16 protein-coding genes are annotated in these 13,992 nt (G+C 30.1%); all 16 read left to right on the top strand.

Annotation, left to right across the window (positions count from 1 at the left end; all coding sequences use genetic code 11):
- Genes fliI through Q3223_RS11155 form a run of 16 tightly spaced genes read left to right on the top strand, consistent with a single transcriptional unit; the run spans position 1 to position 13,981 of the window.
- On the top strand, positions 1–1,320 hold the full coding sequence (fliI, locus tag Q3223_RS11230; RefSeq protein ID WP_407811993.1) for a flagellar protein export ATPase FliI: 1,320 nt from the start codon (positions 1–3) through the stop codon (positions 1,318–1,320).
- A 31-nt stretch (positions 1,321–1,351) separates the two neighbouring features.
- Positions 1,352–1,798 carry a flagellar export protein FliJ gene (gene fliJ, locus Q3223_RS11225; RefSeq protein ID WP_054275660.1) on the top strand — a complete coding sequence of 149 codons (447 nt, stop codon included), beginning with the start codon at positions 1,352–1,354 and terminating at the stop codon, positions 1,796–1,798.
- A 28-nt stretch (positions 1,799–1,826) separates the two neighbouring features.
- Positions 1,827–3,029: a flagellar hook-length control protein FliK gene (locus tag Q3223_RS11220; protein WP_407811992.1), complete on the top strand. Its 1,203-nt coding sequence runs from the start codon at positions 1,827–1,829 to the stop codon at positions 3,027–3,029.
- 17 nt (positions 3,030–3,046) lie between these two features.
- Complete coding sequence (locus Q3223_RS11215; RefSeq protein WP_243193860.1) at positions 3,047–3,667, top strand: flagellar hook capping FlgD N-terminal domain-containing protein; 621 nt, start codon at positions 3,047–3,049, stop codon at positions 3,665–3,667.
- Positions 3,668–3,693: 26 nt separating this feature from the next.
- Positions 3,694–4,683 carry a flagellar hook-basal body complex protein gene (locus Q3223_RS11210; RefSeq protein WP_243193861.1) on the top strand — a complete coding sequence of 330 codons (990 nt, stop codon included), beginning with the start codon at positions 3,694–3,696 and terminating at the stop codon, positions 4,681–4,683.
- Between the two features lie 12 nt (positions 4,684–4,695).
- Complete coding sequence (locus tag Q3223_RS11205; RefSeq protein ID WP_243193862.1) at positions 4,696–4,899, top strand: flagellar FlbD family protein; 204 nt, start codon at positions 4,696–4,698, stop codon at positions 4,897–4,899.
- Positions 4,899–5,717, top strand: a complete 819-nt coding sequence (locus Q3223_RS11200) for a motility protein A (protein ID WP_407811991.1) — start codon at positions 4,899–4,901, stop codon at positions 5,715–5,717. The genes Q3223_RS11205 and Q3223_RS11200 overlap by 1 nt, the downstream gene beginning before the upstream one ends.
- Entirely contained in the window at positions 5,707–6,402 is a 696-nt protein-coding gene (locus Q3223_RS11195; RefSeq protein ID WP_054275663.1) for an OmpA family protein, read from the top strand. The genes Q3223_RS11200 and Q3223_RS11195 overlap by 11 nt, the downstream gene beginning before the upstream one ends.
- A gap of 11 nt (positions 6,403–6,413) precedes the next feature.
- Complete coding sequence (gene fliL, locus Q3223_RS11190; protein ID WP_219673463.1) at positions 6,414–6,857, top strand: flagellar basal body-associated FliL family protein; 444 nt, start codon at positions 6,414–6,416, stop codon at positions 6,855–6,857.
- 13 nt (positions 6,858–6,870) lie between these two features.
- Positions 6,871–7,245: a flagellar biosynthetic protein FliO gene (locus Q3223_RS11185; protein ID WP_054268819.1), complete on the top strand. Its 375-nt coding sequence runs from the start codon at positions 6,871–6,873 to the stop codon at positions 7,243–7,245.
- Positions 7,246–7,911, top strand: a complete 666-nt coding sequence (gene fliP / locus Q3223_RS11180) for a flagellar type III secretion system pore protein FliP (protein WP_054268820.1) — start codon at positions 7,246–7,248, stop codon at positions 7,909–7,911.
- A gap of 12 nt (positions 7,912–7,923) precedes the next feature.
- Positions 7,924–8,193: a flagellar biosynthesis protein FliQ gene (gene fliQ, locus Q3223_RS11175; protein ID WP_054275666.1), complete on the top strand. Its 270-nt coding sequence runs from the start codon at positions 7,924–7,926 to the stop codon at positions 8,191–8,193.
- An 11-nt stretch (positions 8,194–8,204) separates the two neighbouring features.
- Positions 8,205–10,019, top strand: coding sequence for a fused FliR family export protein/FlhB family type III secretion system protein (locus Q3223_RS11170; RefSeq protein ID WP_219673464.1), 1,815 nt, complete (start codon positions 8,205–8,207; stop codon positions 10,017–10,019).
- An 8-nt stretch (positions 10,020–10,027) separates the two neighbouring features.
- Positions 10,028–12,103, top strand: coding sequence for a flagellar biosynthesis protein FlhA (gene flhA, locus Q3223_RS11165; protein WP_054268823.1), 2,076 nt, complete (start codon positions 10,028–10,030; stop codon positions 12,101–12,103).
- A complete protein-coding gene (gene flhF, locus Q3223_RS11160; RefSeq protein WP_054268824.1) occupies positions 12,078–13,094 on the top strand; it encodes a flagellar biosynthesis protein FlhF in 1,017 nt (338 codons plus the stop codon). The genes flhA and flhF overlap by 26 nt, the downstream gene beginning before the upstream one ends.
- Positions 13,091–13,981 (top strand): MinD/ParA family protein, encoded by an 891-nt coding sequence (locus tag Q3223_RS11155; RefSeq protein WP_223195573.1) that lies wholly within the window; start codon positions 13,091–13,093, stop codon positions 13,979–13,981. Before flhF ends, Q3223_RS11155 begins: the two co-directional genes overlap by 4 nt.
- Positions 13,982–13,992 lie beyond the last annotated feature (11 nt).

The raw sequence follows: 13,992 nt of genomic DNA, 5'->3' as shown, positions 1-13,992 counted from the left end.
ATGTATAGAACTGATATATCTATAGATTTTGACAAAATAAATAAGAAAATAGAAAATTTAGAGCTTACTATATCAGAAGGCAGAGTTAAGAAGATAATAGGGCTTACTGTAGAAGTTGAAGGGATAAAAGCTTTTGTTGGAGAGTTATGTGTTATATACAATCAAGTCAACAAACCAGTTAATTGTGAAGTAGTAGGCTTTAAAGACAAAGAAGTAATTTTAATGGCATTAGGAGAGCTAACATTAATATCACCTGGTTGTAAAGTTATTTCTAAGGGTATACCTCTAAGTGTTATGTGTAGTGATAATTTACTAGGTAAAGTACTTGATGGTCTTGGAAATCCTATAGATAATTCAGAAGTCGTTCTAGGAGATAGATATAACTTGAATAATGAACCTCCTGACCCAATGAAGAGAAAAAAGATACGAAATATAATGGAGACTGGTGTAAGAGCAATAGATGCGTTTACTACTTGTGGTGAAGGGCAGAGAATAGGAATATTTGCAGGTAGTGGAGTAGGTAAGAGTACAACTCTAGGTATGATTGCTAGAAATGCAAAAGCAGATGTAAATGTAATTGCCCTTGTTGGAGAAAGAGGAAGAGAAGTCCTAGATTTTATTGATAAAGATTTAGGAGAAGATGGGATGAAAAAATCTGTTGTTATATGTGCGACATCAGATAAAGCTCCTCTTGTCAGACTTAAAGGTGCTCTTACTGCTACTGCAATAGCTGAGTATTTTAGAGACCAGGGAAAAAAAGTAATACTTATGATGGACTCAGTAACTAGATTTGCTATGGCACAAAGGGAAGTAGGAATAGCAATAGGAGAGCCACCAGCTCAAAAAGGGTATACACCATCTGTATTTGCTATTTTACCAAAACTTATGGAGAGAACAGGTACATCAGATAAAGGTTCTATCACTGCATTTTATACAGTATTAGTTGATGGAGATGATTTTAATGAGCCAATAGCAGATACAACAAGAGGGATACTTGATGGTCATATAGTTTTATCTAGAGATTTGGCAAATAAGAATCACTATCCTTCTATAGATGTTTTGAACAGTTTAAGTAGACTTATGAATGAGATTGCTTCAAAAGAAGATATAAAAGTAGCATCATTTGCAAGAGATATGCTATCTGAATATAGAGAAGCAGAAGACTTGATAAATATAGGTGCATATGCTTCAGGTACCAATAAAAAAATAGATGAGGCAATTTACTATCATGAGCATATTATTAATTTTTTAAAACAAGGAATAAATGAAAAGAGTTCTTTTGATGAAACTGTAAGTAACCTGAAAAGAATCTTTGAATAAACAATTTAAAAAAATATTTGAATAGGTTGTGATGAAGTTGGATAAAAACTTTAAGTTTAGATTACAGAAAGTCTTAGACTTAAAAATGAAAGATGAAGAAAAGATAAAAATGGAATTTGCTAAAATTCAACAAAAAAAAATAGATATAGAGAATAACTTGGAAAACTTAGAAAGTAATTATAATAAGTATTCTATAAGTAAAGATAACGATAGTATTCAAAATCAAAAGATAACTATTAATTATTTGTTAGCTCTAAATAACTCTATAATGGATTTATCAGAAGAATTAGATAAGTCAACAAACGAACTTGAAAAAGCTAGAAAACAGCTTATAGACAAGCAAATAGAAAGAAAATCATTAGAAAAACTTAAAGAAAAAAAGTATGGTCAGTATTATAGAGAAGAAAACCTGAAGGAACAAAAAACTAATGATGAATTTGCAAGTATGAGTTACTTGAGAAATAGACAAGTTCTATAAGAATAGTAGGAAGTGAGGATATTATTGTATGAAGATACAAGCAGATTCTTATAATATTATTAAAGATATTGGGAATAAAAAAAGCTCATCTAAGGATAAAGATATAAAAAATAATAAGTTTGAAGATAATTTATATAAGGCGACAGACAATAAAACAATTAAAGATAGAAAAGAAACAAGTAATCAGAATGTTAGCTCAGATAAATCAGAGAAGAGTGATAATGAATGTCATTTTGAAAATAAAAGTAGTCATTTAGAAGAAGAAAATACATATGAAAAAGATTACAGTAAGATTAATGAGATTTTACAACAATTGATAAATCTATTAAAAAATAATGATAAGAAAGACAAAGATATAAACTCTATACTAAATGATATAGAAAAGTTAAATGTATCAGATGAATTTAAGCAAGAACTTAAACTTAATAAAAATATGTTGAATAAGATTGTAAATCAAAATGTAGAGTTAAATAAGGATAATACAAATAAATCTGATGATGTGCAAAATTTAGATATTATGAAGTTAAGAGAGCTTTTAGACAATAATACTAATGGAGACTTTGAAGTGATTAGTAAAACTACAGAGGAAGATACTAAAAGCGTAGATTTATACAATTTTAATAGTAATAGAATGGACAAGCTTAATTCAAATAAGCAAAGAGATGAGAGTTCTGATATTTTAGAAAAACTAGCAGGGGCTAATGGAAATAAGAGCGGAAACTTTAGCCAAGTAATAAATAAAAGTATGGATATAAACAAAACTAAAAATGACAATGTTAATTTAAAACATATAGAATCAAATGTCATGGATGATTCGATTAAGGCTATTAAACATATGAAAACAAATGATATACAAGAGCTAACAATTAAATTAAGACCAAAAGAGTTGGGAGACATGAATATACAATTACTAAAAGATAGTGAGAGTATGAAAGCTGTTGTGACTGTTTTTAATAAAGATGTGTTTGACTCTATAAATAAAAATATCACAGATTTAAAGCAACATCTTGAACTTACAAATGTAAACATAAAAGATGTATCCGTGCAAATGCATAGTGATAATAGAAATACATCAGATACTTTTGATAAAGCATTTGAACAGCAGAATAGACAAAATAACCAAGAAAATATGAATAAACAAGGCACAAATAATAAACATAACAATGTAATCATAGAAGATGAGATTAAAGAAAATATTATTGATGATGATAGAGTAGATTTATTAGCTTAATAAGGGGGAAGTATTGTATGTACGGAGTAGCAGCAGCTTTAGCAAGTGCTCAAGGAAACTATAGGTCAAATAACTTAAACCAGCTTGAAAAAAATATTAATGATATTGCAAATAAACAAGTTAGAAGTAAAGGAAATCAGACAGTAACAGATAATGGAACTCCAATTATAGGACAGGGAGACGATGCTGATAAAGATTTATTTATGAAAATACTTGTAGCACAAATGGGTAATCAAGACCCAATGAATCCACAAGACCCAACAGAGTATGTATCACAATTAGCTCAGTTTGCAACTTTAGAAAAGATGTCTGCTATGAATGATAAGTTAGATGTACTTTTAGCTTTAAGCAACTCTACTCTAATAAATTCTGCATTAAGCATGGCAACATCATTAATTGGTAAACAAGTAGAGGTATCTGGAGAAGAAAAAGAAGATGAAAATATTGTAGGTGTAGTAAAGTCCACATATATAAAGGATGGAGAGGTACACTTAGAGTTGAAAGTAGAAGGCAGTGATAAAACTGTAGATGTTAAATATGAAAAATTACTTAAAATAGGAGAAGTAGATACAAATTCAGATGAAGAAGAAAATTCTCCAGAATTAGGTGAAGAAGAAAGTTCTACAGAACAAGTATAATATTAAACTAGAAAAGAGGTATATTCATGATAAAAGCAATGTATTCAGGTGTAAGTGGGATGAAAGCAAATCAAACAAAGCTAGATGTAATAGGTAACAATGTAGCAAATGCAGGGACTACTGCTTTTAAGAAAAGTTCTGCTAGAATAACAGATTCATTTTATCAAACTGTATTATATGCAAGTGCTCCAACGGCTGCATTAGGGGGAACAAACTTAGGACAAGTAGGTGTAGGTAGTAAGATATCAAGTATAAATAAAGATATGACGCAAGGAAATGTACAGCCAACTAATAGACCATCAGATTTAATGATAGATGGAGATGGATATTTTCCAGTAGCAAGGCAAGGCACAGTTATGTATACAAGAGATGGTTCTTTTAATTTAGATACAGGGTTTACAGCAGCTGATGGTGCTTTAAAAGAAATTAAAGGTGGAAGGCTTGTAAATGGCGATGGATATATGCTAGTGGGGCAAGTTATGAATGGAAAATATGATGCTACTAAAGGAACCTTCACACCTGATGGAGCACCAATAGGTAATGAACCAATTGTAATACCACTTCAAAGTATAAGTCCTAAGGATGGAACAGTTCAAAATGTACTAGAGTATAATATATCAAAAGATGGAACTGTAGAATTTCTACTAAGTGATGGTCAGAGAACACAATTTGTGTATAAGATACCTGTAAATTCAGAAGTTGGTAAGCAACCTACTCCTCCTATAGCTGATATAACAAAAGGAACAATGCAAAAAGTACAAACATACGCATTCCAAAATCCAGCAGGACTAGATGCTGAAGGAGGAAACTTATTTAAGCCATCAGCAAACTCAGGAGACCCACAAATAGCAGGAGCTACAGGAACAATAATACAAGGAGCAATAGAAGCTTCAAATGTAGACATAGCAGAAGAATTCACAGAAATGATAATAGCAAGTAGGTCTTTCCAAGCAAACAGCAAAATAATATCAACATCAGATGAAATCCTACAAGAGATAATAAGTCTTAAGAGATAGTAGGTACATATTATGATAAGAGTAACAGATTTAAATGGAAGAAGTTACATATTAAACTCAGACCTTATAGTAAGAATCGACTCTGTACCAGAGAGCAGGATTTTACTTACAACAGGGGAAAAAAACCTTGTAAAAGAGTCTGTAAACGAGATAGTAGATAAAGTAATAAAATATAAAAGGAAAATAAATGTAGGTTATATTAGGAGCGAAAAATAATGAAAAAAACAGATTCACTGACATTTATTGGACTAATATTATCTACAGTATTAGTTTTATTTGGAGCTGTAAAAGGAAGTAGTTCAGGACTAAAAAGTTTCTTTGATTTTGCATCAATACTAATCACAGTATTTGGGTCGTTTGGAGCGTTAATGATTACATTTACTCTTGATGATATGAAACTTATAAAAAATGCACTTCAATACTCATTTAAGACAACGAGTGTATCAAAATTAGATTTATTAAATCAGTTTAAAGCACTTTCTAAAAAGGCTAGAAAAGAAGGGCTTCTATCAATAGAAAGTGATGTAATGAAGATACAAGACCCATTCATGAGAAAAGGATTAGAGTTATGTATTGATGGTCTGGAAGTAAATGAGATAAGGTCTATATTAGAATTAGAGATAGCTTCTATTGAAGATACAAATAATAGGTATTCTAAGATATTTAAAACTTGGGGTACTTTTGCACCCGCTTTTGGGATGTTGGGGACATTAATAGGTCTTATACAAATGCTATCTGACCTTACATCTCCAGACTTAATAGCATCTGGTATGGGAAAGGCATTAATTACAACATTCTATGGTTCTTTACTTGCTAATATCGCTTTAAATCCAATTGCATATAATATAGATGAAAAAACAGAAAAAGAAGTCTATATGAAAGAAATGATGCTAGAAGGAATAATAAGTATACAATCTGGTGAAAGCAGTATAGTGGTTGAAGAACGTTTATCAACATACCTTTCAATAAGTGAGAGATTACAGTTTACAAAAACCAATAAAAATACAGAAAGAGCAATGAGTAATGGGGCGTAAAAAAAATAAGAAGAAGGATGACATAAATCCAGATGCATGGCTAGCTACTTATGCTGATACAATAACACTGATTCTTACATTTTTTGTATTATTGTATGCGACATCAGTTGTAGATATGGAAAAATTCAAAAATATATCAAATGCATTAAAAGGTCAGTTTTCTGGAATAAGTATGTTTAGTACAGGTTCAAGCACAAGTGATAAATCACCAATAGATAGTACTTTAGTGGATAAAAGTGATAAGTCAAATTTAGAGCAAGATTTAAAAGATAAGGTTAATAATTCTAACCTACAAAATAGCGTAACAGTTAAAGATGATAGTAGAGGGATTTTGTTAGAGTTAGATGATTCAATACTATTTGACTCTGGGATTTCGGAGTTAAAAGTTAATAGTAAAGCTACTCTCAATAAAGTATATGACATGATAAAAATGATGAAAAATAAGATAGTTATAGAAGGTCATACTGATAATGTACCTGTAAAATCAAGTACACATGAATCCAATTGGGATTTATCTTCTAGTAGAGCAGTAAGTGTTGTAAGATACTTTGTAGAAGAAAAGGGAATGGACCCTAAATTGTTTTCAGCAACAGGATGTGGAGAATATCAGCCTTTGGTTTCAAATGAAACAGCAAAAGGAAGAGCTGAGAATAGAAGAGTTAACATACTTATAACTATCGACTAGGAGGAAGAGATTTGTTCAAAAATAAAAAAATTTTTCTAATTATTTTGATACTAATTATTTTCTCAGCAGGAGCAGGATTTTTTATATTAGGTAAAGGCGGAAATAAACAAATTAATAAGATTATAGGTTCGTTTATTCCAACAGGAACAGATAAAGATGAAATAAAGACAGAAAATCTTGATTTAGAAGAAATGGTATTGAAACTAGCTGATGAAGGTGTAAGGTATCTAAAAGTATCAATAACTGTATCTTATGATTCTTCATATAAAGATATAGAAAAAAGTACACCTTTAATTAGAGATAATATCATAAATTGTCTTATGGCAAAAAGAGCAGATGATTTTGCCGCTGAGAATTTAAATAACATAAAAGAAGAAATAAAAAATACACTAAATACAAACCTAGGTGGGAATGTAATTCAAAATATATATTTTACAAATATAGTAGTGCAATAAAGGATGGTAAGACATGATACTTTATTTATTAAAGATATTAATATGTATTCCAATAATTTTAATATTGATAGTCTTATCTTTAAAAATTAGCCAAGGAAGTTTATTAAAAAAATACAATGATAAATATGTAAAAATATTAGACATTGTAAGTATAAGTAAAAACAATAGCATAATAATTTTGAAGATAGGTGAAGAAGGGTGCATTGTTGCATCTTCTTCGTCTAGTATGAATAAGATAAAAGATTTGACCAAGGAAGAAATATCAAAAATAGAAGATGATATTAAAGAAAGAAATTTTAAAATCCAAGATTTTAAAATGGAAAGAATCAAAACAAAATATGATTTCAGTAAATATATTGGAAAATTTACAAAAAAGGAAGATAAGTAAATGGAACTATTATCAAAATTACCTTTGGCTGATGTACCATATACAAGTTCAATGCAATTGTTTTTGTTTTTAACTGCATTAATGTTTTTACCATTTGTAATGTTTATGATGACAAGCTTTGTCAGAATAGTTATAAGTCTATCATTTCTAAAATCAGCATTAGGAGCACAACAGGCAATACCAAGTCAAATCTTGGTAGGGCTTGCAATAGTATTGACAATATTTATAATGAGACCAGTATTAAATGAAATAAACGAAAAGGCATTACAACCATATATTAAAGAAGAAATTACTATGGAAAAAGCTATGAAGGAAGCAGAAGGACCTATTAAAGAGTTTTTATTGAAGCAAACTAGACAAACAGATTTAGATTTATTTGTAGAACAAGCTGGTTTAAAAGAAAAAAAATTAACTCGTGAAAATATACCATTATCTGTTGTAGTTCCAGCATTTGCTATAAGTGAATTAAAAACTGCTTTTCAAATAGGTTTTTTAATATACATACCATTTTTGATAATAGACCTTGTTGTTGCAAGTGTTCTAATGTCTATGGGGATGTTTATGTTGCCTCCAGTTATGATATCATTACCATTTAAGTTACTATTATTTGTAATGGTGGACGGATGGAACTTGATAGTAAAAACATTGATATTGGGATTTGGATAGGAGAAAAATAGTATGAGTGAATTTATGATAATGAGTGTTCTTAAAAATGGAATGTTTACAGGAGCTATGATTGCAGCTCCAGTACTAATTGTTTCTCTTATAGTTGGACTTTTAATAAGTGTGTTTCAAGCTACGACTCAAATCCAGGAGCAAACATTGACTTTTGTACCAAAACTGATAGCAATTCTTTTAGTAGTAGCTATTGGTGGAAGCTGGATGTTACATACTCTTATTAGTTTTACTTCTGAGATATTTAATATGATATCTCTTATAACTAAGTAGGTAGGGTACATATGATTTTTGTATTTATTAGAATAGTAGCTTTTTTCGGGACGCTGAGGATACTATTTCCAGCTGGTACACCTGCTTTATTTAAGTCACTCTTTGCAATCATTATATCAATACTGATTTCAAGTACTATGCAGATTGAATATGCAGCTAATATAGATAATATTATAATGTTTACGTTATATGGAATAAATGAAACCATAACAGGCATTATACTTGGATATATAACGAATCTGTGTTTTTATAGTATCAGGATGGCTGGTTCTATGATGGACCAACAGATGGGATTGTCAATGATTAATATGTTTGACCCAAACTCAATGACTCAGACAACTTTAATTGATAATCTTATGAACTGGACAGCGATAATGATATTTTTTAGCATGGATGGACATCATATTTTAATTCGAGGTATAAGGTATAGTTTTGAGTTAATTCCAATAGGAAAATCATTTGTAGATAATAATATAGACTATATAATAAACATATTTGTACAGTGCTTTATAACTGGATTCAAAATAGCAATACCTATCGTGCTTTGTCTGCTTATGGCAGATTTTATCTTAGGACTTATATCAAGAAGTGTTCCCCAACTGAATGTAATGATAGTTGGTATGCCATTAAAAATATTGGTTGGTATAGCCTTATTTATCATATCAATACCTTTAATCGTTAGCCAGATAAGTCATCTACTGAGTCAAATACCAAAGATGTATGAGGGAACCTTTGCTCTGGCTCCTATGTTTTTTATGGGTTCAACGGATAAGACCGAAGAAGCTACTCCAAAGAAAAAGGGTGAACAAAGAAAAAAGGGTAATATAGCAAAAAGTAGAGAATTACCAGTTGCAATGACTCTACTTGCATTCACTTTATTAGTTCCTACATTATTTTCATATGTAGTAGATACACTTAAATCTTCACTTAATTATTTTTTAAACGTGAATTTTTATATGAATATAAATTATTCAAACCTAGAAAAATTAGTTATTGTAGGATTAATGGATTTTTTTAAGATATTTTTGCCAATAGCAATTCCTTTCTTAGTTTTAGGTATAGTAGCTAACCTATTTCAAGTAGGAATTCTGTTTACTGGGGAAACTTTGAAACCAAATTTATCAAAATTAAATCCTATTAGTGGATTTAAAAATATGTTTTCTATGAGGAGCTTATCAACTTTAATAAAAGATACAGCAATAATATCTGTATTAGCTTATATAGGGTATACATTTTTTCAAGATAATTACTTAGATATATTAAAGCTAGGTAACATATACCTACCTAGTTTAATGTATACAGTTAAAGATTTAGTATATTCCATATTGAGTAAAATTTGTATAGCTATGATAGCTATAGCAGTTGCAGACTACTTTTATCAAAGATACAGTCATAAAAAGCAACTGAGAATGACAAAACAAGAAGTTAAAGATGAATATAAAAATGCAGAGGGAGACCCAGAAATAAAAGCTAAGATAAAACAAAAGCAAAGGCAAATCTCATCCCAAAGGACTATGCAAGCAGTCCCAAGTGCCACTGTGATAGTAACTAATCCGACCCATTTATCTATAGCAGTAAGGTATGAAAAAGGGAAGGACCAAGCTCCAGTAGTAGTGGCAAAAGGTGCAGACTATTTGGCCTTTAAAATAAGAGAAATAGCAAAGGGAAATGACATCCCTATAATAGAGAATAAACCTATAGCTAGGTTGTTATATAAGCAAGTAGAAATAGACCAAGAAATTCCAGAGGACATGTATCAAGCTTTTGCAGAAATATTAGTAGCAGTATATAAAATCAAAAACAGATACAAAATCCCAAAAAGGTAGGATAAGTAATGAATAAGTTTAATCTAAAGGAAAATATGGATGTAATAGTGGCTTTTGGTGTTGTAGGAATTGTTCTTATGATGATAGTGCCATTACCTACATTTATATTAGATATTTTACTGGCAATTAACATAAGTTTATCTGTGCTAATTTTATTAATGACATTATTTACAACAAATGTACTTGATTTATCTATATTTCCAACAGTGTTACTTGTGACAACACTATTTAGATTAGGATTAAATCTTTCATCAACTAGATTGATTCTAACTCAAGGATATGCAGGTGAAGTTATAGAGGCATTTGGAAGTTTTGTTGTAGGTGGAAATTACGTAGTAGGAATAATTATATTCCTAATCATATTAATTGTTCAATTTGTTGTTATAACTAATGGTTCTGGAAGAGTATCTGAAGTAACAGCTAGATTTACGTTAGATGCCATGCCAGGTAAGCAGATGAGTATAGATGCAGATTTAAATGCAGGTGTTATAGATGATAAAACTGCTAGAAAAAGAAGAAAAGAACTTCAACAAGAAGCTGACTTTTATGGTTCTATGGATGGTGCCAATAAGTTTGTAAAAGGAGATGCTATAGCAGGTCTTATAGTAACAGCAATAAATATTATAGGCGGAATTGTAATAGGAGCTGTAATGCTGAATATGACTCTTATGGGTGCAGCACAAACATATGTAAGGCTTACCATAGGGGATGGTCTTGTAAGTCAGATACCAGCTCTATTAATATCTACATCAGCAGGTATAATTGTAACAAGAGCTTCTACTGATGAAAATTTTGGTGGACTAGTAAGTAGACAATTAACAGCAATACCAAAAGCAATAATGATGACTGGGTGTGTTTTAATTGTACTTGGTATGATGCCTGGACTACCTAAGCCAGCATTCTTTTCACTGGGGATAGGTGCAATAGCAGCAGGTTATTTTTTAGGAAGAGAAAAGAAAGATACTTTAGAAGATTTAGAGCTTGAAAAACCTGATATGGTAAATCCAGACAAAAACGAAGTAGAAGATGTTACAAACTTAATAAATGTAGAAGCTATAGAAGTAGAAATTGGGTATGGTCTAATATCCTTGGCTGATGAATCAGCAGGAGGAGATTTACTTCAGAGAATAGCATCAATAAGAAGACAGTGTGCTATAGATATGGGTATAGTTGTACAACCCATAAGAATAAGAGATAATTTACAATTAAATCCAAACCAGTACAATATAAAGATAAAAGGCAATGTAGTTGGCGGATATGAGATAATGCCTAATATGGTTTTATGTATGGACCCTATGAATCAAGGCTTTAATATATTTGGAATAAAGACAATTGAGCCTACTTTTGGAATAGAAGCGCTTTGGATAGAAAGTGACAAAGTAGAAGATGCAGAATTAAAAGGTTATACAGTGGTAGATTCATCTACAATACTTATAACTCACTTACTAGATATAATAAAATCCAATGCACATGAATTATTGGGAAGACAAGAAGTTAAGACTATTATAGATGCAGCAAGAGAAAATTATAGTGCTGTGGTTGACGAGTTAATACCAGATTTAATGACGCTTGGTGAAGTTCAAAAAGTACTTAAAAATCTGCTAAGAGAAAAAGTAAATATAAAGGACCGTGTTACAATACTTGAAACACTTGCAGACCAGTCTAGAAATACTAAAGATATAGAGCTTCTTACTGAATACGTGAGAATAGCTTTAGCTAGAAGTATTTGTACAAATTTGGTCGATGAAGAGAAGTCAATTGTAGTGTCTACATTGTCCCCAGAAACAGAGGAACTAGTATCTAATAATTTACAAAGGTCTGTAAATGGAACTTATCCAGCTGTTGACCCAGAAAACACAAATAAAATATTTGAAAGTATACAAGGTATAATGAGTAATGTATATTTCAATCATAATATACCAGTAATAGTAGTATCACCAAAGATAAGAGCACCATTTAGAAAGTTAGTTGAGCTTGTATATCCTAATTTGACTGTATTATCATTAAACGAAATACCTAACGATGTTAAAATCAAAGCAGAAGGTGTGGTGAGCATATATGATGACGAAAAAGTATACAGCTGATACAATTCAGGATGCTATGAATCTAGCCAAAATGGAATTAGGTGACAATATTACATTAATAGATAAAAGAGAAGTAAGAAAATCTGGCATACGAGGTATTTTTTCAAAGAAAGATATTGAATTAACTGTTGGATGGGAAAAGAGAGATAATATAGAACAAAAAGATTTAAAACGAGAGATAGAACAATTAAAGTCAATTATAAGCAACATGGGATTTGATAATAAAAATGATAATGATATAGATAAAATATGTAAGAACTTACTAAATTTAGAGTTAAACGAAGAAATCGTAGAATTTATAAGAGCTGATTTACAAGAAATGAAGTTTAATGGAGTTGATACAAGTAAAAATTTAGTAGAGAGTTTAAAGAAAAAGATTAAAATAGAAAATCAAACAATAAATGGAAAAATTGCTCTAGTTGGGCCTCCAGGAGTAGGTAAAACAACTACAATAGCAAAGTTAGCTGCTAAATTAGTCTTTGAAGAAAATAAAAAAGTAGGTGTAATAACTATAGATACCTATAGAATTGGTGCTGTAGAGCAGTTAAAAATATATACTGACATAATGAATATACCTTTTAAAGGGGTAATAAGCTCTGATGAGATGGAATTGGCACTTGATGAAATGAAAGATTGTGATGTTGTATTAATAGATACTACAGGTAGAGGATATAAAAATTCTATGCAAATACTAGAAATCAAGAATCTTATAGATAAAGCTGAAACCGATAATATACATTTAGTTTTGAATTGTACGACAAGAGAAACTGATACAAAAGCGATTATAGATTCGTATAGAAATGTGAACTTTAAAAGCTTAATAATTACAAAATTAGATGAAACAATTACATATGGCTCATTATTTAACATAATGAATTATGCACAAAAACCAATATCATATATTACAACAGGACAAAATGTTCCTGATGATATTATAAAACCTAATGAAGATAAGATTATAAGATTGTTATTAGGAGTTGAAAGTATATGATGGACCAAGCTCAAATTTTAAGAAAAATTGCAATAGAAAAAAAAGGAATGGATGAATTTATTACAGAGAATAGAAATACACCTAAGATAATTACAATAGCTTCTGGTAAAGGTGGAGTTGGAAAGAGTAATTTAGCTACAAATTTGTCTATATGCTTGACTAAACTTAATAAAAAAGTTCTTATATTAGATGCAGATATAGGAATGTCTAATATAGATATAATAATGGGTGTAAATGTAAAAGGAACCATAATTGATGTAATTAATGGTGAAAAAAATATAGAAGACATAATTTCACAAACTAAATATGGTGTAAACATAATCTCTGGAGGCTCTGCTCTTAATCATATAGAAGACTTCACAGAAGCTCAAAGAAATAAGTTTATACATAGTATAGAGCAGATTCATGATGTTGATTTTATAATAATTGACACAGGAGCTGGTATGAGTAAAAGTCTATTGTCATTCATATATTGTAGTACTGAATTTTTCTTAATAACAACACCAGAACCTACATCATTGACTGATGCATACAGTTTATTAAAAGCCATAAGCAACTTTGGTATAAAGAGAAGTGCAAATATAATAATCAATAGAGTTGTTAATCTAGAAGAGGCAAAATCTACATATAACAGAATAAATATGGTTGTAGATAAATTTTTAAATCTTAATTTAGAATTGTATGGATATATAATGGAGGATAAAAAAGTGAGTGTATGTGTAAAAAAACAGATACCATTTATTTTAGAATATCCTACAAGTATTGCATCAAAATGCATTATATCTATAGCCAAGAGAATGGTAAGTCAATCAAAATATGAGACAAAAGAAGATATTATTGATAACAAAGGTTTACTAAGAAAAATGTTTAGTATATTTAAAAGCTAAGGAGGCGTAAT

It is taken from the genome of Clostridioides sp. GD02367, from assembly GCF_045900275.1.
In the GTDB taxonomy this organism is placed as follows: domain Bacteria; phylum Bacillota; class Clostridia; order Peptostreptococcales; family Peptostreptococcaceae; genus Clostridioides; species Clostridioides difficile_A.
The sequence above is the reverse complement of the archived record's forward strand: the minus strand, read 5'-3'. Positions and strand labels throughout refer to the sequence as shown.